This is a genomic window from Burkholderia diffusa (assembly GCF_902499115.1).
GTDB classification, from domain to species: domain Bacteria; phylum Pseudomonadota; class Gammaproteobacteria; order Burkholderiales; family Burkholderiaceae; genus Burkholderia; species Burkholderia diffusa.
The window spans coordinates 1-20,665 of record NZ_CABVPN010000051.1 but is presented as its reverse complement, the minus strand read 5'-3'; the positions used below and the strand labels follow the sequence as shown (position 1 = coordinate 20,665).

General features: G+C 59.3%; 16 protein-coding genes and 6 pseudogenes. 12 read left to right on the top strand and 10 right to left on the bottom strand.

What is annotated here, in order from left to right:
- Positions 1-74: 74 nt before the first annotated feature.
- The 3 genes and pseudogenes from BTE28158_RS31685 to BTE28158_RS31675 all read left to right on the top strand — a co-directional run.
- Positions 75-392 (top strand): annotated as a pseudogene (locus BTE28158_RS31685) (integrase core domain-containing protein); the annotation flags it as partial.
- Between the two features lie 239 nt (positions 393-631).
- Positions 632-787 (top strand): annotated as a pseudogene (locus BTE28158_RS33160) (IS21 family transposase); the annotation flags it as partial.
- Between the two features lie 262 nt (positions 788-1,049).
- Entirely contained in the window at positions 1,050-2,519 is a 1,470-nt protein-coding gene (locus tag BTE28158_RS31675) for a flavin monoamine oxidase family protein (protein ID WP_151049860.1), read from the top strand.
- 271 nt (positions 2,520-2,790) lie between these two features.
- Here the strand turns inward: BTE28158_RS31675 and BTE28158_RS31670 are convergent, their stop codons facing one another.
- Positions 2,791-3,492, bottom strand: a complete 702-nt coding sequence (locus BTE28158_RS31670; RefSeq protein ID WP_151049858.1) for a helix-turn-helix transcriptional regulator — start codon at positions 3,490-3,492, stop codon at positions 2,791-2,793.
- A 247-nt stretch (positions 3,493-3,739) separates the two neighbouring features.
- On the opposite strand from BTE28158_RS31670, the gene BTE28158_RS31665 reads away from it, so the two are divergent.
- Positions 3,740-4,120, top strand: coding sequence for a Cif family virulence factor (locus BTE28158_RS31665; protein WP_151049856.1), 381 nt, complete (start codon positions 3,740-3,742; stop codon positions 4,118-4,120).
- A gap of 150 nt (positions 4,121-4,270) precedes the next feature.
- Here BTE28158_RS31665 and BTE28158_RS31660 read toward each other — a convergent pair.
- Both BTE28158_RS31660 and BTE28158_RS31655 read right to left on the bottom strand, forming a co-directional pair.
- Positions 4,271-4,773 (bottom strand): annotated as a pseudogene (locus BTE28158_RS31660) (MFS transporter); the annotation flags it as partial.
- Positions 4,767-5,042: pseudogene (locus BTE28158_RS31655) on the bottom strand (aldehyde dehydrogenase family protein); the annotation flags it as partial. The pseudogenes BTE28158_RS31655 and BTE28158_RS31660, both read right to left, overlap by 7 nt.
- Here BTE28158_RS31655 and BTE28158_RS31650 point away from each other — a divergent pair.
- Positions 5,041-5,361 (top strand): annotated as a pseudogene (locus BTE28158_RS31650) (type 2 periplasmic-binding domain-containing protein); the annotation flags it as partial. The pseudogenes BTE28158_RS31655 and BTE28158_RS31650 sit on opposite strands and share 2 nt — an antisense overlap.
- A 273-nt stretch (positions 5,362-5,634) precedes the next feature.
- Here BTE28158_RS31650 and BTE28158_RS31645 read toward each other — a convergent pair.
- Complete coding sequence (locus BTE28158_RS31645) at positions 5,635-6,924, bottom strand: porin (RefSeq protein WP_239007474.1); 1,290 nt, start codon at positions 6,922-6,924, stop codon at positions 5,635-5,637.
- 128 nt (positions 6,925-7,052) lie between these two features.
- Positions 7,053-8,495: an APC family permease gene (locus tag BTE28158_RS31640; protein WP_151049854.1), complete on the bottom strand. Its 1,443-nt coding sequence runs from the start codon at positions 8,493-8,495 to the stop codon at positions 7,053-7,055.
- A 399-nt stretch (positions 8,496-8,894) separates the two neighbouring features.
- On the opposite strand from BTE28158_RS31640, the gene BTE28158_RS31635 reads away from it, so the two are divergent.
- From BTE28158_RS31635 to BTE28158_RS31625, 3 genes are all read left to right on the top strand, one after another.
- Positions 8,895-10,001 (top strand): S-(hydroxymethyl)glutathione dehydrogenase/class III alcohol dehydrogenase, encoded by a 1,107-nt coding sequence (locus BTE28158_RS31635; protein ID WP_062885791.1) that lies wholly within the window; start codon positions 8,895-8,897, stop codon positions 9,999-10,001.
- 16 nt (positions 10,002-10,017) lie between these two features.
- Positions 10,018-10,875: an S-formylglutathione hydrolase gene (gene fghA, locus BTE28158_RS31630; protein ID WP_151049852.1), complete on the top strand. Its 858-nt coding sequence runs from the start codon at positions 10,018-10,020 to the stop codon at positions 10,873-10,875.
- Positions 10,876-10,945: 70 nt separating this feature from the next.
- A complete protein-coding gene (locus tag BTE28158_RS31625; protein ID WP_151049850.1) occupies positions 10,946-11,329 on the top strand; it encodes a VOC family protein in 384 nt (127 codons plus the stop codon).
- Between the two features lie 202 nt (positions 11,330-11,531).
- Here the strand turns inward: BTE28158_RS31625 and BTE28158_RS31620 are convergent, their stop codons facing one another.
- Both BTE28158_RS31620 and BTE28158_RS31615 read right to left on the bottom strand, forming a co-directional pair.
- Positions 11,532-12,533, bottom strand: a complete 1,002-nt coding sequence (locus tag BTE28158_RS31620) for a GlxA family transcriptional regulator (protein ID WP_151049848.1) — start codon at positions 12,531-12,533, stop codon at positions 11,532-11,534.
- Between the two features lie 23 nt (positions 12,534-12,556).
- Positions 12,557-13,195, bottom strand: a complete 639-nt coding sequence (locus BTE28158_RS31615; protein ID WP_151049846.1) for a TetR/AcrR family transcriptional regulator — start codon at positions 13,193-13,195, stop codon at positions 12,557-12,559.
- 259 nt (positions 13,196-13,454) lie between these two features.
- On the opposite strand from BTE28158_RS31615, the gene BTE28158_RS31610 reads away from it, so the two are divergent.
- The gene (locus BTE28158_RS31610; protein WP_151049844.1) at positions 13,455-14,153 is read left to right on the top strand and encodes a helix-turn-helix transcriptional regulator; all 699 of its coding nucleotides are present in this window, start codon (positions 13,455-13,457) and stop codon (positions 14,151-14,153) included.
- A 19-nt stretch (positions 14,154-14,172) separates the two neighbouring features.
- Here the strand turns inward: BTE28158_RS31610 and BTE28158_RS31605 are convergent, their stop codons facing one another.
- From BTE28158_RS31605 to solA, 3 genes are all read right to left on the bottom strand, one after another.
- Complete coding sequence (locus BTE28158_RS31605) at positions 14,173-14,877, bottom strand: histidine phosphatase family protein (RefSeq protein ID WP_151049842.1); 705 nt, start codon at positions 14,875-14,877, stop codon at positions 14,173-14,175.
- A 97-nt stretch (positions 14,878-14,974) separates the two neighbouring features.
- The gene (locus BTE28158_RS31600; RefSeq protein ID WP_151049840.1) at positions 14,975-15,919 is read right to left on the bottom strand and encodes a phosphotransferase family protein; all 945 of its coding nucleotides are present in this window, start codon (positions 15,917-15,919) and stop codon (positions 14,975-14,977) included.
- On the bottom strand, positions 15,916-17,055 hold the full coding sequence (gene solA, locus BTE28158_RS31595; RefSeq protein WP_151049838.1) for an N-methyl-L-tryptophan oxidase: 1,140 nt from the start codon (positions 17,053-17,055) through the stop codon (positions 15,916-15,918). The genes BTE28158_RS31600 and solA overlap by 4 nt, the downstream gene beginning before the upstream one ends.
- A gap of 455 nt (positions 17,056-17,510) precedes the next feature.
- Here solA and BTE28158_RS31590 point away from each other — a divergent pair, with 455 nt between their 5' ends.
- The 3 genes and pseudogenes from BTE28158_RS31590 to BTE28158_RS31580 form a co-directional block, all read left to right on the top strand.
- The gene (locus BTE28158_RS31590; protein ID WP_170296442.1) at positions 17,511-18,764 is read left to right on the top strand and encodes an aspartate aminotransferase family protein; all 1,254 of its coding nucleotides are present in this window, start codon (positions 17,511-17,513) and stop codon (positions 18,762-18,764) included.
- 108 nt (positions 18,765-18,872) lie between these two features.
- Positions 18,873-20,303: an aldehyde dehydrogenase family protein gene (locus tag BTE28158_RS31585; protein WP_151049834.1), complete on the top strand. Its 1,431-nt coding sequence runs from the start codon at positions 18,873-18,875 to the stop codon at positions 20,301-20,303.
- Positions 20,304-20,351: 48 nt separating this feature from the next.
- Positions 20,352-20,665: pseudogene (locus tag BTE28158_RS31580) on the top strand (3-hydroxyacyl-CoA dehydrogenase); the annotation flags it as partial.

Genomic DNA, 20,665 nt, shown 5'->3' with positions numbered 1-20,665 from the left:
CCTCCGGCGGGCGATGAGCGGGCAATCCAAAGGATGCCCGTTACCCCTGATGGCTGACATTCTGCATGTACTACGGCAGCGAGTTCATTTCGAAGACGCTCGACAAATGGGCGTACGAGAACGGCGTGGAGATTGACTTCTCGCGCCCGGGCAAGCCGACCGACAATGCGAAGAATGAATCCTTCAACGGACGTTTTCGGGAGGAATGCCTCAACGCACACTGGTTCTTGTCGCTCGAGGACGCCAGACGCAAAATCGAAGTCTGGCGCGAGTACTATAACAAGGCGCGTCCTCACTCTGCGCTGCAGTGGATGACACCGGCGGAATTCTCCCGCCAGTGCATCGATCGGGCCGGTTCGGCCCGCCCCGAAGAGCCGGAATTTTCCAGCTAAGACCGGGACGGAAATTGGGCTAGCCTCATTAACCTCGGACTCTAACTGCAGTCCGGACTAAAACCGGGGGCAGGTCAGTCCCCTAAAAAGAGACAAGGCTAACGCCCGTCGTGGATCACATGCGCAACACCACCGCCGAGCCGGAACTGGTTGGCATCGCGAGATCGAGTGCGTATTACTGGGCGCAGCCAGTGATGAGCTGAACCCCAGATGTTGGACGGTGGTTGAGCGAATTTCATGCGAATCGAATCCGGTATGCGTGTGCAACACGCTCTGAGGCCATGCCTGACTGGATCGGCAGCCTGATCGACGCGTTGGAATTCTACGGCGGCGTTCCCGAGCTGCTGGTGCCCGACAACATCAAGGTATTGATAGCCAAGGCTGACCGGTACGAACTTCAACACATGCCGCTCGCGCAATTCTCGCGCTCGCAGCGCACCGTTCATAGGAGGGTGATTGGCGTGCTCGGCGCCGGCCATCGGTAATCTTCGATAAACCGAAGAAAAACCATCCTTTGGCGGATAGGCAACCCGCATCGTGAAGGTCAAAAATAGACGGACCGTCGTTCACCGCTGAATGACTCGAATCATCGCGAGTCGCATCAAATGACGAGCGTGTCGACGCAAGGATACAACGCGACCTTCATGGAGACTGAGCATGTCGCAGCTTAAAGATTCGGAGCTTTCGGTGACGAAAGAGGGGTACGTGCGTTATGCCGATGCACGGCCGCCACGGAACGAGCTGCCGACCCGGGCGGCTGTCACGGGCGTACGCGCTCGTGACGCAGCAGCGTGCGATTACGACGTGATCGTCGTCGGTGCGGGCTTCGCCGGGCTGACGGCGGCACGGGATTTGGGAAGAGATGGCTATCGGGTGTTGCTCGTCGAGAGTCGCGATCGAATCGGCGGCCGCACGTTCGCCGCACGCGTCGACGGCTACGACTACGAAATTGGCGGCACGTGGATTCACTGGAGTCAGCCTCACGTATGGTCGGAGGTCACGCGCTACGGCCTGAGCATCAAGGAGTCCATAGGTGCCGCGCCAACGACGATTTCCTATCTTTGCGACGGCGTCCTCAAACGGGCGGCAGCAGAGGAGGTATGGGCAGAGTTTGCCGAGGCCATGGCGGCATACTGCAATGTCGACGGTGCCGAGGCGCGCACGGTGTTCCCGCGAGCACACGATCCGCTTTACTCGGAGGAAATTGCAAAGTACGACCATATCACCCTCGCCGATCGCCTCGCGGAACTGAATCTGCGCCCGGAAATTCGCGACATGATCGGCGCGATGCTCGCGCTCGATTGCCACGGAGATCCCGCAACGGCCGGTCTTGCGGATCAACTGCGCTGGTGGGCCCTGGGAGACCACGAAATGGGCCGCATGTTCGACAAGTGTGGTAAGTTCAAGATCAAGGAGGGCACGACCAGCCTTGCGCTGGCGATGCTGGAGGACAGCAAGGCAGATCTCCTGCTTTCGACCAAAGTCGTGAAAATCGAGCAGCGGGGCGATGCAGCCGAGGTCCATACGGCGAATGGTGAAACGCTCACTGCACGGCAAGTGGTATGCGCGTTGCCGATGAACGTGCTCAAGAACGTGGAATTCATCCCAGAACTGAGTCCGGGAAAACTTGCGGCTTCGCGCGAGGAGCATGTAGGGAAGGGTACGAAGTTCTGGGTGAAACTTGATCGAAAGATCGGCAGCTGGTTTGGTATGGCTCCCTATCCGAATCCCGTTCTGGCCGCATGGACCGATACCGAGGCAGAGGATGGCACTTACGTAGTTTGCTTCGGCTCGCCCGATCAAGTCGACGTGTCGAGTCTCGAGGCGGTTCAGACGGCTCTGCGTACGTTGTTGCCCGATGCCGCGGTGAGAGCAGTGATTGCCCATGATTGGGCGAAAGATGAAGCGGCGTTGGGCACGTGGTGTTTCTACCGGCCGAATCAGCTCACCTCGGCACTCGCGACGTTGCAGTCCTCCGATAACCGACTGTTCTTTGCCGGTTCGGACTGGGCGAATGGCTGGCGCGGCTTTATTGATGGCGCGATCGAGAGCGGGACAATCGCTGCAGTCAATGTGCGCGCAGCGCTGCGGGACGAGGTGAAGACGGAGCAACCCGTTCGAGGTTGACGATCGACACTTGAAGATGAGGACTGCGTGCGCAGTCCTCAGATTGCCGACGAACCCCACGTTTTTCGGCGCCGGGGGTTCCGTTGTTCCGGGAACAGGCCGGAAGGGGCGCGGCAGCAAATCTACCGCCAGCGCCACCTTCGCTTGGAACGCCGCTGAGTGCGTGCGTCGGGTTTTCTTCGTCGTTTCCCCGGTTCCTTTACCAGCATGATCGCTGGCTCAGGCCTCGGCCAAACCCACTTGTCCGATTGTCCGGATTTGCGCGGCGACTTTAACGGATTACAGCCTGCCGCAGGATCTTGGCTGCAAGCGCCGTGCGGCTGGTGACTTGAACCTTTCCGAAGATATTGTTCAAGTGGCTTTTGACGGTCGCCAGGCTAATGCACAATGCCTCGCTGATTTCCTGATTGCTGCGCCCATCTGCAATCAATCGGGCGATCTGCGTTTCGCGTTTTGAAAGCGGAAAATCGTTCAGATACCATTCGGCGTCCGCGTCCGACGCATTCAAGCGTTGGCTAACAAAATTGAACTCAATGAAGCGATGACAATTGGCAACGTCCAATACGACACGTCGCACGTCTTCCTCTTTGCTTTGAGAGTGCGTGAGCGGAATACTCAGCCCGCCACGTAACTGACGCTTGGCATCGCGGAAGAAGAGTTCCACGATCTCGCCAAAGCCATAGCTGCCGAAAAAATCCATGAAACGTTCGCCGTATGGCACACGCGCGGCACCTTTACTGGCGACCTCGACTGAACTCCCCGACAACCAGGCTCGCTCGGTGTTAAATGGATCGACGTCCCGCATTGACGACATATAGCTCGTCAGCAGATCCTCGTCGATGTCCCTTGGCACGAAGATCGGCCCGTCCGCAGACCGATCGACGGTGTAAAAGAGCATCTTGTCGGTTCGCAGGATAGTCGACAAAAACTTCATGGTTTCGACTGCGAACTGGTTGAGCTCTTGGGGTTTCATTCCACGTCCACGATGAAAATTTAGGCTGCACTTCAATATCGTCACCCGTCATCGGCCCGTCAACATCGTGTTTACCTGCATATCCGTGCAGGTCCTGCCGCGTGAAAGACATGTGAAAGAAAAATTCAATCTTGCGATGGATTCCGGCGGCGAGACCGATTGACGACAATACGCTACGTCGCAACCAACGTGGCGCGACGGGTCCGATCGGACCGACACATCGAACCGGAAAACAGGTGGAGACCCTATGTCACAAACCCTTCGCAGCGCGCTTGAAGCTCGCGTCTCGGAACTCAATAAGGCATGGCCCAAACACGACGCAAACACCATCCATCGTGAATTCTTCTCGCCGCAGGCATGGATCGCTGGCCAAGGTATGCCGGCAGCCGCGCATGACGCCGCAGGAGTCGTAGCAACGCTTCAGCACATGTTCGAGCAGGCTCCGTACGTCAAAGTGGAAGTCGTATCGGCAAGCGCATTCGACTCCGCGATCTCGAGCTGGCTGCATTGGCGGATTACCGATGCTGGTGGAACGGTCCAGGCCACCATGCGGTCACTGACGCTCTGGGAGCCAGTGGATGGCCGGCTCGTCATCTCCAGCGACTCGTTCTCTGCCGGCGAACTGTGAATGTTGCAGCCTGACAGTCAGTGCATTCGGTAAAGAAATCGCCATGACCGGGTTCGGTTTTTTACCGACACCCAGTGCAAGTGTATTGTGCGGCGGTTCGCGCTTCCGGCAATCGTCTCCGCCGCGCCTGTCACCGGAAGCGCGTATCGCCTAACGTCGCGTTGAATCCGCGGGAATGTGCTGACGAACGACGGCAAGGGCGACGAATACGACCATCATCGCGGATCCAAGCATGAGCAGGTAGCCGGCTCCTCCGGTCGCGGTAATCACGGCCGCACCGGCAAAGGCGCTGAGGATTGCACCGAGCCGGCCGAAAGCCAGGGTGGACGCCGTGGCGGTTGCCGCACGCCGGTCGAATAGACGTACGCGCAGAGTGCATACATCGTCGACTGGACTGCGTTGACGAACAGGCCGTGCAGCCCGAGTCCCAAGATCAGAAGCGTGGTCTGATGCTTCAAGTCCACGCCGAGGATCAGCCATGCACTGGCGGCGCCGCCGATGCCGCACAGCAGCAACGGGACGCGCGAACCGTAGCGGGTGACCGCCATCGCACATGCGAGTGCGCCGAGCACGCCGCCGAGATTGTAGGCCGTCAGGCCGTAGCCGGCGATCGTCACCGACAATCCCTCGCCGGTGAGCATGGCAGGCTGCCAACCGCTGCCTCGACGTCCGCATCATCGAGGACGATGAACGGCGCCTTGCCGCCGAGTTCGAGCACGGCCGGTTTCAGATGACGCGCACATTGTTCCGCGATCAAGCGCCCCACGCGCGTGGAACCCGTGAAGTTGACCCGTCGGACCTTGGGATGGGCGACCAGTGCGTCGACGATGCGGGCAGCGTCCGCCGGGGCGTTCGTGACGAAATTCACCGTGCCGGGCGGCAATCCGGTCTCCTGCATCGCCTCGACGATGAGGCCATGGGTGCCGCCGCGCGGCACCGTGCCATCCGAACACATGCAGCAGGTGTTCGCCGGACACGGCCTGGGACTCCCGAACATCGTGGTCGAAACCCGATCGATTACCGTGTTGAAGAGTCTCGTCGCCCGGTCCGGCTTTCTGAGCTGGATGCTTGAACCTATGTACGTGACGGAGAGCAAGGCTGGTGTCTTCGATACGCTCGAATTGCCGAAGGTGGTCGGGCAGCGCACGTTGACCGGATTTCGGCGCGGGCGCGGTTTATTGCCGAGCCCCGCCGTCAAACTGCTCGAACAGTTGAGGCAACTGACGGCAGAGCAACGCTGACCGCTCCCCGCAGTGGCTTGCTGCTGTTCTTCCGTGCTCCTGAAACAGGAGCGAATCAAGCGGCGCCCCTATTCGAGCCGGGCGACGCGGCCCCGGACCTGTTCGACTACATCGAAAGGTTTTATGACCCGGTTCGTCGGCATGGTTCCGCCGGCGATCTTTTATCGCTAAACGGCTCGTGAGTGTCTATGAGACGCTGGCGGGTCCAAGCGCTCGCGTCGATTACTTCGACGTTACGATCGGCCAGAACCGGGTCGAGACCACAAGACGCGGCTAGAACGTGTGCTTGATACCCATCGACACTGCGAGCTGGCTCGACGAATTCGAATTGCCGAAATACGAGAGTTGCGCGTAGCGCTCGAGCGAGCCGGTCACGGGGTTGATACCGATGCCATCTCCAGCCATTTTTTCGAAATTGCCGATGAGGTAGAGCTGCGTTCGCTTCGAAAGATTGTAGATCGTCGCGAGGCTGACCTTGTGAATCTGAGGCCGATCCCCCGTTTCGGATATTTTTCCAATCGTGTATGCGTAGGCCAGACCGAACTGCAGCGCCTCGGAAAAACTGTACAGACTATTGACTTCGGCTGTATCGAATCGAACGTCACTGACCGGGCCGCCGGCCTGGACCAGATACCGACTGGCCAGCAACTTCGCGCGCGTAAGCGTGGCATTCACGTTGAACCGGCCGAAACTGTAGCTGCCGCCAACCCCGTATGTTCGAAGCTCGCTCGCGTTTTGCAGCTGACAATAGTTCGACGGGCTTTGCCCGCAGCTGAACTCGCCGATATATGCGTTGTTGCCGCCCAAGGCTGCGGTGAACGGATCCCGCAGCGAAAGATAACCGGCCGCAACGGAGAGGGCGCCGGACTGGTAGCCGGCCGCGACAGCCCATGCACGATTGGTTGCGAACGCTCCAGGTTGATTGCCCAGACTGAATGTGCCGCTGAAGGAGAAGCCGCCAAATGTCGGGCTCGTATACACGACGGAATTGTTCACGTTGAAAGCGGCATTCAGATTGTCAACGTCACCGAAGTGCGCGCCCGCAAAACCGGACCAGACATTGCTCGACGCGTATGGCGCGAGATATGTCGTGTACGAGTCGAACTGGCGGCCAAACGTGAGCACACCGAGCTTGTCGGACTTCAGGCCGACGGTAGCATTGGCGTCAAACAGCCCGTTCGGCTCAAAGAAGGCGCCGTTGTTCGATTGAAAATAATTCTGCAAATTGAAAGTCGCGGCCATTCCGCCGCCGAGATCCTCTACGCCTTTTATACCGAATGACGACGGCGCGCTGTTACCGGCGGTCATTTGCCAAGCGCGTTTTCCCGAAACACCGGCGCCGTCCGCGACCTGCTGGTTGGACAGGAACGTGATGCCTGTGTCGACCACACCGTAAAGTGTGACGCTGCTTTGAGCGGCGGCCATCATCGGCCCACATGCGACGATAGCAGCAACGGATGCACGGATTGCGCGGGTCCGAAACTTTGCAGATGTGGCCTTGAAAGAGGATGAACTCGCGCGGCGATTCATTCCCGCGTACCGGTTGATTTCTGGATTGCACATTCGAACGACTCCTGGAATCGATGTGTTTCGGCCGAACGCCGTCCTGCGGCAATCGCCGCCTGCGTTGGACCGATTGATGGGTTTCAGTCGGCTCTTCTACGAGCCGTGTTCTGGAGCGCCGGGGAAACTCACAGCTCGGAGAGGAAGCGTCCCAGACTGCTGTAGCGATCCGGACGAGCCTTGCGCAACCAAAGTGCGTACATCACGCCGCCGAGCGCAAGCGCGGCGATGCCGTAAGGGAAGCAATAGATCCACCGCGACGTCGATCCGGTCATCAGATCGAGGTGGCTGACTTCCATGAATACGAACCACGCAAGCGCGATCGCGCTTGCCGCCGGCGCTATTTGCCTCACCCACGCGTTCTCGCCACGGGTGCCCCGCATGAAAAAGGCGATCACCGAAAGCGAAGTCAAGCATTGGACCGACAGGAGACCGATGGTCGAGAGTGCGGCCGTATAGGGCAGGACGACATTCATCGGATCGGACTTCGACCATGCGAACAGGAGCAGAGCCGCGGCCACGGCGGCAGCTTGCACCGCACATGCAACTACGGGCGCTTGCTGTCCTCGTGATACCGTTGAAAGCACCCTTGGCAGCACCTCTTCTCGCCCGAGCGAGAAAATGTACCGGGACGTGGTGTTGTGGAAGCTGAGAAGTGCGGCGAACAGGCTGGTAAGCATCAGCACTTGCATCGCCTCGGAAATGAATTTGCCGGCGATACGCTCTGCCATTCCGTACCACAAGCTGGCGGGATCTTTCCCAGCCACGGAGACGACCTCGCTGGGACCCCAGACGACGATCAGCGCCCAAACGGAGAAGGTATACAGCACCATGATCGTCGTGATGGAGATATAGGTCGCCAATGGAATATTACGATGTGGCTCCTTTGCTTCTTCCGCATAAATCGCAGTGGTTTCAAAGCCCATGTACGAACCGACTACAAACACGATTGCCGTTCCAAAACCAGCAGTGAAGGTATGCTGCGGGGTGAAAGATGCGAGCGTATAGCCAGCGGGACCGCCGTGCAAAACTGCCGCGACGTCGAATACGGCGATAACGAGCATTTCGGCAGCGAGGAGGAAAAACAATAACCGACCGCTGATCTCAATGTTGGTGATACTCGCTACAAGAATGACGAGCAGCGCACCGAGACAGCATATCCACCATGGCACGTCAACGCCGATCCAGTCGTGTAGGCTTGTCGACAGGAAGAATCCAAGCATGCCGTAACAGGCGAGCTGCATTGCGTTGTACGACAAGATGGCGACAAACGCGGCGCTGATGCCCCACGGCCGCCCGAGTCCCTGAGCGATGTACGCATAGAACGCACCCGCGTTCGTGGTGTATTTGCTCATTGCGGTGAAGCCAACGCTGAAGAGCACATAGACCAGGCCGACGATGACAAATACCGAAGGCAGCCCGATACCGTTGCCCATGGTGAGGGAAACGGGAACCGCGCCTACCAGAGCGGTCAAGGGGCCGTTGGTTGCGATTACGGCCGAGACTATTGCGAAGAGCCCTAAAGCGCCCTTCCGCAGTTGCGGTTGATTTGCTTCTCTTGCGGCATCCATGGTGGGGTTCCTTCCAAAATTAGGACGAAAGGCTGGTGTTATTGGCGCGTACATTGGTCAACGCAAGTACTTTTGATCTGTCGCGTCGACCTCTCACAGGAGACGGATTCCCGTGCGGTACCGGCATCTGTCGAACTGATTTTCAGCGGCCGAAATCAATCGTCAATCATCCCAAAGTTGCAAAGCCAGTGTTTCCCCTAGTGCGAGATACGCCCGGGTCTCCCAGGTCGAAGGCGTGAATGACGAAAAAGGGGTCGTCCAAGCGTAGATTTCAGGTTGGAAGCGGAGGCACTGATTCGCGCCATCGTGCGCAACGATCCCGCCAAAACTCGGGAGAAGCGTTGGCTGAGCATTCTCCGACACTTAATCTTCGTTCCAGCAAATAGATCGAGGATTGAGATGAAAACCAAAGCCGCAATCGCCTGGAAGGCGGGGCAGCCGCTGACGATCGAGGAAGTCGATCTCGAAGGGCCGCGCGCTGGCGAAGTGCTGATCGAAGTGAAGGCGACGGGCATCTGCCACACCGACTACTACACGCTGTCGGGCGCCGATCCGGAAGGGATCTTCCCGGCGATCCTCGGCCATGAGGGCGCGGGCGTCGTGGTCGACGTCGGCCCCGGCGTCGGCACCCTGCGCAAGGGCGACCACGTGATTCCGCTCTACACGCCCGAATGCCGCGAGTGCAAGTTCTGCCTGTCGCGCAAGACCAACCTGTGCCAGAAGATCCGCGCGACACAGGGCAAGGGGCTGATGCCCGACGCGACGTCGCGCTTCTCGCTCGACGGCAAGCCGCTGTTCCACTACATGGGCACGTCGACGTTCTCGAACTACATCGTCGTGCCGGAGATCGCGGTCGCGAAGGTGCGCGAGGACGCGCCGTTCGACAAGATCTGCTACATCGGCTGCGGCGTGACGACGGGCGTCGGCGCGGTCGTGTACTCGGCGAAGGTCGAGGCCGGCGCGAACGTCGTCGTGTTCGGGCTCGGCGGCATCGGCCTGAACGTGATCCAGGGCGCGAAGATGGTCGGCGCGGACAAGATCATCGGCGTCGACATCAACCCGAAGCGCGTCGAGCTCGCGAAGAAGTTCGGGATGACGCACTTCATCAACCCGAACGAAGTCGAGAACGTGGTCGACCACATCGTGCAACTGACCGACGGCGGCGCGGACTACTCGTTCGAGTGCGTGGGCAACGTGAAGCTGATGCGCCAGGCGCTCGAGTGCACGCACAAGGGCTGGGGCCAGTCGTTCATCATCGGCGTGGCGGCAGCCGGTGAGGAAATCAGCACGCGCCCGTTCCAGCTGGTCACGGGCCGCGAGTGGAAGGGTTCGGCGTTCGGCGGCGCGCGCGGCCGCACCGACGTGCCGAAGATCGTCGACTGGTACATGGAAGGCAAGATCAACATCGACGACCTGATCACGCACACGCTGCCGCTCGAGCGGATCAACGAAGGCTTCGACCTGATGAAGGCCGGCGAGTCGATCCGCTCGGTCGTGCTGTACTGACCGGGAGCGCACCGCGATGCTCGAACTCGTTTCCTCGCATGCGTGCCACGGCGGCGAGCAGCGTTTCTACCGTCACGATTCGGCGGCCATCGGCCTGCCGATGAAGTTCTCGGTGTACCTGCCGCCGCAGGCCGCGCACGGCCGCGTGCCGGCGCTGTTCTATCTCGCGGGGCTCACGTGCACCGACGAGACGTTCGCGATCAAGGCCGGCGCGCAGCTATACGCGGCGCAGCACGGCATCGCGCTCGTGATGCCCGACACGAGCCCGCGCGGCGCGGGCGTGCCGGGAGAGACCGACGCGTGGGACTTCGGCGTCGGCGCGGGTTTCTACGTCGATGCGACCGAGGCGCCGTGGTCCGCGCATTACCGGATGGAGTCGTACGTGACGGGCGAGCTGCGCGTGCTCGTCGCGGCCGAACTGCCGATCGACGGTGCGCGGCTCGGCATCTTCGGGCACTCGATGGGCGGCCACGGCGCGCTGACGCTCGCGTTGCGCCATCCGGGCCTGTACCGGTCGGTGTCGGCGTTCGCGCCGATCGCCGCGCCGACGCGCTGCCCGTGGGGCGAGAAGGCGTTCTCGGGTTACCTCGGCGCCGATCGCGATGCGTGGAAGGCGCACGACGCAAGCGAACTCGTCGCGCGTGCCGATGCGCCGAAGTTCGCGGACGGCATCCTCGTCGATCAGGGCCTCGCCGATCAGTTCCTCGCGAACCAGCTCAACCCCGACGTGTTCGAAGGCGCCTGCGCGAAGGCCGGCCAGCCGCTGACGCTGCGCCGTCATCCGGGCTTCGACCACGGCTATTTCTTCATTTCAACTTTCATCGCGGACCACATCGGGCATCACGCGACTGCCCTCGGTGCGTACCGAGGGTGAATACACAATCATCCGAAGATTCATTCTGGCGCGCAGCGCCGTACCATCACGTCACTCAAAGAGGAGAATCATGGCAGTCTTTACGCACATCACTGTCGGCACGAACCATCTCGAGAATGCGCGCTCGTTCTACGATCGCGTGCTTGGAGAAATCGGCTTGAAGCGTGTCGCCGACCTCAACGACAACGGCTCCATCTGGGGTCAGGAGTCTCCGTCCTTCTTCGTTCTGAAGCCGGCGAATGGCCAAGCAGCCACCGTTGGGAATGGCGTGACCGTCTCGTTTGAAGCACCGGATCGCAAGTCGATCGACGCGTTTTACAAAAGCGCGCTTGCCGCAGGTGGAAAATGCGAAGGTCCTGCCGGACCGCGTGGCTGGGCGCCAAACGCATATGCTGCTTACGTGCGCGATCTGGATGGCAACAAACTTGCCGTCTATTGCTTCAAGGCTGAGTAACCCGACACCATTGCCAGAAAATGAGCTTTCGGCCTTGAGTTTTCCAGCCGCACCAGTACTACGTCTATGAGGCCGATCCGCCTGCGTTCATCTCGCATTCGCAACGAAGGCAGGCGGAATCCTGCCCATCCGGGTAAAGGAACCGCGCCTGTCAGGCTTCTCGGTGATCGGCTGGAGGTACCTGAGCCGAAGCGCAGACGGTTTATTTCGGCTTCGTTTCTTCCCCTGTGCTTCTGTAAGTGCTCGGGCTTATACCGAGCACCTTTTGAAAAGAGCGTCGCATCAATTCGTAGCTCCCGAACCCGACGTGACTCGCGATCGCCTTGGCAGGCAGGGATGTCTCGCGAAGTAGCTGGCTCGCCATATCGATACGTGTCTTCTCCAGGTAACGTCCAGGCGTCATGCCCATTTCCTCATGGAATACCCTTAAGAAGTTACGTTCGCTCATGGAGATGTATCCGGCCATCTCGGCAACGGAAAGCTTCCGTGTGATGTTTTCCAGGAGCCACTCTTGCAGTTGCCGAATTTCAATTCGGTTGGTCTGCTGAACTCGGAGGTGTACGCTCAACTGAGATTGTGTGCCCGAGCGCTTGAGGTAGACCACAAGATCGCGGGCGACCAAATGGGCAAGTTCCGGTCCGTGATCTTGCTCGACCATTGCGAGTGCCAGATCGATCCCGGCAGTGACGCCAGCTGATGTCCACAGCCAATCGTCGTTCAGGAAGATGCATTCTTCATCGATTGAAACCTTAGGATAGCGGTCCTTCAGTTCATCTCGAACGCTCCAGTGCGTCGTGGCGCGATGTCCGTCGAGCAGACCGGCGGCGGCAAGGAAGAAGACGCCGGAACAGAGTCCCGCGGTTCTTTGGAGTCGACTCGCCACCGAGCCGAACCAATCAACGATTTCAGGATTTTGCGCGACGGCATCGTCGATGCTCCGCGTGCCTACGACAAACGCGGTATGCGGCACCGACAATGGAGAAAGCGATTTGGTCGGTGTGAGGGAGGCGACCGAGTCGGATGCGATGGGGGTCACCTTGCTCGCAACAATCCGCACGTCGTAACCTGGCGGGCGGCCTAGCTCTGCAAGATGGATGTTCGCATAAGAGAACACGGACATCGGCCCGACCGCGTCCAGGAGCTTGAAACCTTCATAAATGATCAGGTCGATGGTGATGGTCGGATGGGTGAGCCGCTTTTTCATACGCTGTGTTGACCGCAGTGAGTCTATTCACCTCCGATAATGAAAGTGACGATGGAAAGCAATTCGGCACGCAATGGCGGTGCGCTCGTGGCGTCGACGTACGTTCGTCTACCCGCCTCCCGGATCGCACCGACGAGCAGAATAGCGCACGCATCGGCGCGCGAATGCCCCTTCTTCCCCCGGAATCGCGGCGTGGCTCTCAGATCATCCGTGATCTCGGCGCGAACCCAACCGGATGTCCTGCCGATCGCTGGCGCCAAAATCGGTGCCAGAGCTGGTTCGGCAACACTGTACAGCTTTCCCTTGCGCGGGTCCGCGCAGATGGCGAAGTAAGCATCTGCGAACGCCATGATCTTCTCCGACGGTGAATTTCCGCCATCCCGAAGCCTGGTGCTATCTCGTTGAAACTCGGCACCGATCTGCTCGTAAGCTAGAAGAAGCAGTTGATCGCGGCCACCCGGAAAGTGGTTGTAAAACGTTCCTTTGGACAAGCCCGCCCGTCTGAGAACGTCATCCAGCGCACACAATCCCGCGCCGCTGTCTGCAAGCTCCGTCGTTACTGCATCGACAAGATCGTCCCTGACTCGGAGCTTATTGCGCTCACGCAAGGTCAATGGCGTTTTCGAGGTCACTGCGAGGAGCGTGGATGCGGGTTCGGACATGCGACTGTCTCACACGGCGGTTTTCGGGGTTGAGGGCATTCGTCGGGTGGCAGCGCCGACCGTTCTATTGTGGGACGAGGTCGTTCACTTGGCAAGAAAACGTGGACATCGAGTCCAATTTATGGTTTTGGAGTATTGACGCGGTTTTTTTCGCTTTCTAACATGGATTCGTCACGGTGCATGTTTACTTCAGGTCGTTTTTTCGCTCCTGGCAAGTGTTCAAGAGGGAAGACGGTCTTTGCCGAACAGGGATGCGATCATGCGTAGCGAGAAGACGGGTGCCGAACAATTTGCAAGGCAGACATTGAATTTCATGTCGAATCTGCTGGGCGTCGACTCGATTGCGTTCTATCACATCGACGACGAAACGCGAGAGTCTCAGTTCAAGTTGCTGAACGTGCCGGCAGGCTTCCTCAGCGACTACTTGACGTATGCGGGGGATCTCGACCCACTTTCTCCCGTCCGGGCTCAATCCTTAGGGGGCGCTACAGCATTGCTAAGCAACGAGCTTGGCGAAAGTGACGGCGACCGGGAGTATCACCGCTTCATGCGACTGCATGGATTCCGGGACACTATCGAACTGTTCTTCCGGTGCAATGGACAAATGGTCGGAGGATTGAGCGTGCTTCTGAACGACGGTTCAGCCGCTCCTGATCGCAGGACTGAACTGCTGCAACGTTGTCGGATCGCACAGCCTTACATCGAGCACAATATTGCAAGCGGTCCTCACGCTTCCGTCATTCGCGTCCGCGAGTGGCTGGCGACCGCCCATGGCCTTTCGAAGAGGGAGGTAGCGGTTGCCGAATTAGTGGCGGCTGGTCGATGCAACAAGAGGATCGGAGGAGAGCTGTCGATCGCGGTCACAACCGTGAAAACTCACCTGGTTCACATCTTCGACAAGGTCGGCGTCGATAGCCGTGCTGCGCTGATCGCAAAGATCAATGCTTTCTCGTCGTAACGGGGCGGCCTAGCCTCTACTAAGTACCCGCTTGTCCGTGTCGGGAAAGCAAATGCTCCAGCGTCGTTTCACGCGGCGTTGGATGGAGTGGATGGTGCGCGGCAAAGTTTATCAGTCGGACCACCCAATCCTCGGGTTCAGCGCCGATGTCCAGCACGTTCAAACAAGCGTAATCTTGCTCGATGCTGGCGAAATACGCACCGCGATTTCCCGATAGCGCTCGGGAGATGATCGCGGTGTTGACCCCGCCGTGTACCGCAAGGAGCGCCACTTTCCAGGTGTCGTCCAACCGCAATGCCTCGATCTCGGAGTCGACCCGTGTCGTGAAGTCGCGAATCGTCTCGCCATTCATAAATGCCCAGGAACCCGGCACAAGTCGAACTCCCGCAAAGAACGCTCGATCCAGGCTGGTGCGAGACAACGCACTGACGTCGCCACCATGAATTTCGCATAGCGAATCAAAGTTTTCCACGGAGGTCACTCCGAGACTACTTCCGATGATCTGGGCGGTTTCGCGGGACCGGAGCAGCGTGCTTGAGAGAATTCGGTCTACGACCACGTTGTTCTGTTCCAGAAATGCGGCCGTCTGCGCTACCTGTGCTCTTCCGAGACTCGAAAGAGGCGGGTTCTGGTCCATTTGGCTCTGTTGGGGGAAGTAGTTCACCTCCCCGTGGCGGATGAGATAGATCCTTCGCCGACCGGACAAGCTGGGTTCACGCTGCATTTCCTGCACCCGTGGAGGTGGAAAATTCGGAGTATCCGGACATACTCGGAAAGACGGAAATTGCTGCCTACGCGCCGGGCGCGCGGCAGCTGTGGCGTCAGCGGGCCGCAGTCTGGAGCAGTGTCCCGAATTCGGGTGAATCGATCCGCTTTTTCACCTTGTCAAGGCTACGATTCAATTCACCCACGTAATCGTAGTCAGCGTTCTTGTCACTTGCTCCTTGCGCGACCGTCCATAGGCCGAGACTGCAGTAATCGGCGGCGAGTGCGAAGAGGCGCACGCGGGCCTGCCTGCATGCATCGTTGGTGCCGAAGTAGTCTTCACACATCTGGCCGATCGAATCGGTGTCGAGCTCACCGTACGTCGCGATGAAACCGAGTTCGTAGCAGCGATCGCCATTCCCGGACAAATCGTAGTCGACGAGTCGTACGTCACAAGTCGTCGTCTCGAGAATGTTCGCACCGTAGAGGTCGTTGTGACATGGAACGAAGTCGGTGATTCGAAGGTCGAGAACCTTTTCGACTCGCGCCATCACTTTGCACAGTTCTTCATAACCGTCGGGAAGGTCCACGCCGCGTTGGCGCGCGCATGCAAACTGTGATCTGGCGTCCGAAAACGGGCTGAAATCCCGTGCGAAGCGAGCGCCGCTATCGTGGAGTCGACGCGCGGCGCTTAGAAGGCGCCTGCGGCCCGCGCGATCCGAGGTGTCGAGAAGTTTGCCGGGAAGAAATTCGACCACAAGTGCGAGTGGCTCCGTGGTGATCTTCAATACCCGCGCACCAATACCCAACTCGCCCGCCAGACGCGTGTTTTCCATCGCGACGCCGGACGGCGGAATCACGCCAAGTCCCTCCCAGGTCGTATTCCACAACTTGAGCATGCACTTGCGGTCGCCGTCGATGGCCACCAAGTTTTTGTGCGCACCGCCGCCAGACATCCATTCGAACACGGGCCGGGAGTCTGCCCAACCCGGTGTTTGACGGATGACATCTTCAGCGCGCTTAAGCAGATCAACGTCGAGGACGGTTTCGATGACACTCATTTCGTCACCTCGCTGCTTTTGAGTTTGAACCGTGCCGTCGTGAAGGTATCGAGGTCCGGACGTTCCGTGCCATCGACGAAATCGGCCAGTGCTTTGCCGACCACAGGCGCGTAACGAAATCCGCGGCCGGTACACCCTGCGCCGATAACGACGTTCCTATGGTCCGGATGTGCCCCGAGCAGCCAGTGACCGTCCTTGCTTTCGCTCCACATGCACACCGCGCCGCCCACAGGTTCTGCATCGAGCTGCGGCAAGCGCTGACGGAGCACCTCGCGCACGCGCTCGACATCGTTTGCCTTGATATCTTGACTGATCGTATCGGGATCGATGATATCTATGCGAGTTGCGACGCTGAACTTGTAGGTGCCGTCAGGTTCGGGACATCCGTAAGCCGGCATCCCGGGGTCGCCCGGGGGAGCGGCAAAGAAGAGGGCGGGCATTGCGACATGACCCGCCGGGACCTTGAAATTGACGAGTACTTGACGCTCTACGTCCACTGGAAGGTCAAGGTTCAGTATCCTGTTCGACCTCGCGCCCGCGGTGACGACGAGCTTGTCAGCTCGATACGTGCCCTGGGCAGTGTGGACTTCCACGCCGCGGGCGTCGGCGCTCCACGTCAGAACGGGTTCGTCGAAGCGGAACTCGACACCGTGTTCGGAGGCCAATTTCTGCAAGGAGCGAATGGCAGGTTCGACCAGGATAATCGAGCCATTCGGTTCCCACACCGTCAGCTCGCTCTCTCGGGTTTTCAGCCACGGGAAACGTGCAGACGACTCGGAATCGGAAAGAACTTCGTATTCGAACTCGCTTTTTTGCAGGTTGGAAAGCGTCTTGTCGAACCACTCCGAACCGGGTTCGCCGATGAACGCCGAACCGGTTTTGACCAGAATGTCCTGACCGACCTTCTTCGAAACTTCGCCCCACATCTCCCAGGCGGCTTCGGTAAGCTTGATGTAGGCAGGGCCGGAACTGTTCGATTGCCGCGCGAGGCGAGTCGCGCCGCCGTGCGAGCCAACCTTGTGAGGCGGACGAAATGCATCGATCGCCAGCACCCGATAGCCACGGGCGGCCAATTGCCAGCTTGCTGCGCTTCCCCAGGTGCCGGCACCGAGAACGATCACATCGAAACTGCTCATCATAAATCCCGAAGAACATGGAGCTCGTGGACGTCCTTCGTCCGACGATCCTCGCCGTTAATGAATGGTCGTTGTCGGCTCAGCCGGCATCGACGTCTGCAGCCCGACCTTGACCGGACTTTCATTCATTTTTCTCAGCAGAAAATAAATTGTCGTCCTCCAAAGGTTGGAGACTCGACTAGGGTTTCTACGTGCTACCGGATAAAGATCGGAATCGACAACCCAGGTGTTCGTGTGCCTTGCGCGCTCTATCGTGCTGTTTGGAGCCTTCGGTAACCCCTCGGATCCAATATTTGGTTTGCAAGCTGCCAGCAAATCAAACCTTCGATTGATTCGAACTCGGAGCCGTTCGTGAAGAATCTAGCCAATTGACGGAGGGTGGCGCATCGTGGCGCATTTGGCGCCGAGACCGGTTCATGGCCATAACTCTCCGTGAAATTTTTCAGGAGCGGAAATTGAACACTCAGGACGATTCGGTGATGGACCTCTCGACTGCAGCGCCAGAGCAGCCTTTTGAGGATCGTGAGGAAACGATCGCGGCGTCGACGCGCTACCTCGCGTCCGAGAGTGGTAGATTGCTGCGCGGTCTCGGCGCTGACTTGATCATTGGCGCGCGCGCGCGAGCGCAGTTCCAGGACGCTTTCAGCGGAAAATGGTACTGGAACATGCACTGCAACGGTGGAGTGTTCAACATGGGCCACCGTAACGAGCGGTTACTCCAGGCACTCCGCGGTGCGCTCGACACGTTGGACATTGGCAACCATCGATTCACTTCCGGCATCCGGGCGCAAGCCGCACAGAAACTGACCAGGTCGACTGGCGGCGTGCACGCTGGCGTGGTTTTCAACGCGTCCGGCGGGGAAGCGAATGACCTCGCTATTCGGCTCGCACGCGGCGTTACGGGGCGGCAGAAAGTGATCAGCATTGTGGGCGGCTACCACGGCCACACAGGTATCGCCATCTCGACCACGGACCCGGAATTTTCCGCTCCTTTCGGTGGACCGCTCCCAGGCTTCGTTCAGGTTCCGTGGAATAACCTGTCCGCGATGGAAGCGGCGATCGACGACGACACGGCCGCGGTCGTCATGGAAACCCAGCCCTCGTCATGTGGCTTCCTTCTCCCGACAGACGGATATCTGCAGGCTGTGGAGAAGCTATGTCGCGATAGAGGAGCGATGTTGCTCATTGACGAGGTACAGACCGGTATGGGCCGGACCGGACATGTCTGGTCGTGGCAGCACCATGCCATTGAACCGGACATTTTCGTGAGCGGAAAGGGCCTGTCTGGCGGCGTCTACCCCATGGCGGCAACGATGATGAAGCAGCCGATCTTCGATCATCTTCATCGGTTTCCCTACGGACAGGTCTGCACGTACGGCGGTAACGAAATCGGCAGCGCCGTGCTGTGCGAACTTCTCGACATGGTAGATAACCCGACGTTCCTCGGACAGGTGCGCTCGTTGAGTCAGCAATTCCACGAAGGCTTTGCCGATGCCGCGTTCGACTACTGGACGATCGGATTGAGCGGCGGCATAGGTCGAAACACGCCTGACTGGGCGCTGGCCGCAATGCCCAAGCTGTACGAAGCCGGAGTATGGGCAGTGTTCTCGTCGTTCAACAAGAGCGCGTTGCAATGCAAGCCCGTCATGATCATGACGGCGGAAGAGGCGGACCGACTCATCGGCGTGGTGAAAGCCGCGCTTCGCTAGTCTGAATTTCAACCAGTGCGCGGGGGCGGTCGGTGGACCTGCGTCACCTATCGCCTACGCTCAGATACGAACATTGAGAGCCTGGAGCACCAAGGGAGGAGCCAACGCATGAAAATCCATCTGAATGTCGTCAACGGCATGTTGGTCGAGGCCGTGGAGACCATTGAATCGCTCAACCCGGCGACCTCCGAGCCCATTGGTCGTGTTCCCGTTTCGACGAAAGCGGATGTCGATGCAGCAATTGCCGCTGCCCGGGCGGCGCAACCTGCGTGGATGTCGCTTTCAGAGGGCGCTCGAAGCGCCGCGCTACAGCGAGTGGCCGACGTTCTCAAAGAGAACGCCGAGTATCTCGCCACGTGGATCACCCGCGAGCAAGGAAAGCCTTTGGGCGGCGTCGGCCCGGATCAGATCCCCGGTTCGCGATTCGAGATGTGGGGCTGCGAGGTCTGGACCCGGGTACCTGCGAGCTTGGATCTGGCTCCTGAGGTCTTGTTCGAGGACGAAACTCGACGCGACGTCATGCACCGCCAGCCATATGGCGTGGTGGCCGCCATTGCGCCATGGAACTGGCCTCTGCTTATTGCGATCTGGCAAATTATTCCGGCGTTGCGGATGGGTAACACGGTCGTGCTCAAGCCATCCGAGCTGACCAGTATCTGCACGCTAGAGATGGTTCGCTTGATCTCGGAGGTGCTTCCGCCGGGCGTGCTGAACACGGTGAGCGGAGATGGCAGGGTCGGCGGCTTGCTGACTTCGCATCCTGGCGTAGACAAAATTCTATTCACGGGGTCAACCGCCACCGGCTCTCGCATTTCGGCGGTCGCAGCCGAAACTGTTACACCTACGACGATGGAGTTGGGCGGCAACGATGCCGCTATTGTTTTACCCGATGCGAACCCTAAAGATATTGCGCAAGGGTTGTTCTGGGGGGCTTTCCTCAACATGGGTCAAACGTGCGCATGTATCAAACGACTCTACGTCCCTGAGCACCTTCACGATGAAATCGTTTCGGAGCTCAAGGCAATCGCTGAAATGCTTCCGATGGGCGACGGGCTCACTACGGGCGTCGCGATTGGTCCCATTCAAAACCGCGCGCAATACGACAAAGTGTTGGCGCTTGTGGAAGCTGCGCGCGCCGAAGGTGGAACCGTGGTGTGCGGCGGTGTAGCCCCGTCAGGCGCCGGTAACTTCTATCCAATTACGCTTGTGACCGGTCTGAAGGACGGCGCCCGTCTGGTGGATGAAGAGCAATTTGGTCCGGTTCTCCCAATCATTAAATACTACGAATTGGCGGAGGCCATCGATAACGCGAATCGTCTCGAGGTTGGACTCGGCGCCTCGGTGTGGTCGTCAAACCCTGACCGCGCAGCGGGAATTGCGTTAAAGATTCAGGCGGGGACCGTTTGGGTCAATCAGCATGGCGCCATTCACCCCATGGTCCCTTTCGGCGGCATCAAAGGCTCGGGCTGGGGAGTAGAGTTTGGAATCGACGGCTTGAAGTCCATGACCCAACCACACGTTATCAGTATCAAAAAGTGACGCGGCCGACTGTTGAGCCCGCTCCGTATTCATAGCCGTTTTGAAATTCTGCAAAAGCCGCTCCTTTCGCCGGACGACGCGCAGGATGGCCCGGCCGCCGCGTTGCATGCACGCTTCGTCGAACGCATCGCGAACGGGCGGCGCAACGACGTGCATGCCGACGATTTGCTCGCCGTGGCCGGCCGCGCTGACCGATGGCCGCACCGGGACCGCGCTCGCCGCGCACACAGGCGTGGTGGATCTTGTGCTCGTCGATCTCGCGCGCTCCAGTGCAGCGACGCCGCGTATGCGGACGCGGTCGGCCTGTTCCAGCAGGCGGGTTTTCGCGTCGTCGGCGTCGCGGACGTGCCGGGCATGGTCGC

Bases quoted from the DNA above. Each gene is read 5' to 3' on its own strand.
- BTE28158_RS31675 (WP_151049860.1), top strand. From the start codon at position 1,050: ATGTCGCAGCTTAAAGATTCGGAGCTTTCGGTGACGAAAGAGGGGTAC.
- BTE28158_RS31670 (WP_151049858.1), bottom strand. From the start codon at position 3,492: ATGAAACCCCAAGAGCTCAACCAGTTCGCAGTCGAAACCATGAAGTTT.
- BTE28158_RS31665 (WP_151049856.1), top strand. From the start codon at position 3,740: ATGTCACAAACCCTTCGCAGCGCGCTTGAAGCTCGCGTCTCGGAACTC.
- BTE28158_RS31645 (WP_239007474.1), bottom strand. From the start codon at position 6,924: ATGTGCAATCCAGAAATCAACCGGTACGCGGGAATGAATCGCCGCGCG.
- BTE28158_RS31640 (WP_151049854.1), bottom strand. From the start codon at position 8,495: ATGGATGCCGCAAGAGAAGCAAATCAACCGCAACTGCGGAAGGGCGCT.
- BTE28158_RS31635 (WP_062885791.1), top strand. From the start codon at position 8,895: ATGAAAACCAAAGCCGCAATCGCCTGGAAGGCGGGGCAGCCGCTGACG.
- fghA (WP_151049852.1), top strand. From the start codon at position 10,018: ATGCTCGAACTCGTTTCCTCGCATGCGTGCCACGGCGGCGAGCAGCGT.
- BTE28158_RS31625 (WP_151049850.1), top strand. From the start codon at position 10,946: ATGGCAGTCTTTACGCACATCACTGTCGGCACGAACCATCTCGAGAAT.
- BTE28158_RS31620 (WP_151049848.1), bottom strand. From the start codon at position 12,533: ATGAAAAAGCGGCTCACCCATCCGACCATCACCATCGACCTGATCATT.
- BTE28158_RS31615 (WP_151049846.1), bottom strand. From the start codon at position 13,195: ATGTCCGAACCCGCATCCACGCTCCTCGCAGTGACCTCGAAAACGCCA.
- BTE28158_RS31610 (WP_151049844.1), top strand. From the start codon at position 13,455: ATGCGTAGCGAGAAGACGGGTGCCGAACAATTTGCAAGGCAGACATTG.
- BTE28158_RS31605 (WP_151049842.1), bottom strand. From the start codon at position 14,877: ATGCAGCGTGAACCCAGCTTGTCCGGTCGGCGAAGGATCTATCTCATC.
- BTE28158_RS31600 (WP_151049840.1), bottom strand. From the start codon at position 15,919: ATGAGTGTCATCGAAACCGTCCTCGACGTTGATCTGCTTAAGCGCGCT.
- solA (WP_151049838.1), bottom strand. From the start codon at position 17,055: ATGAGCAGTTTCGATGTGATCGTTCTCGGTGCCGGCACCTGGGGAAGC.
- BTE28158_RS31585 (WP_151049834.1), top strand. From the start codon at position 18,873: ATGAAAATCCATCTGAATGTCGTCAACGGCATGTTGGTCGAGGCCGTG.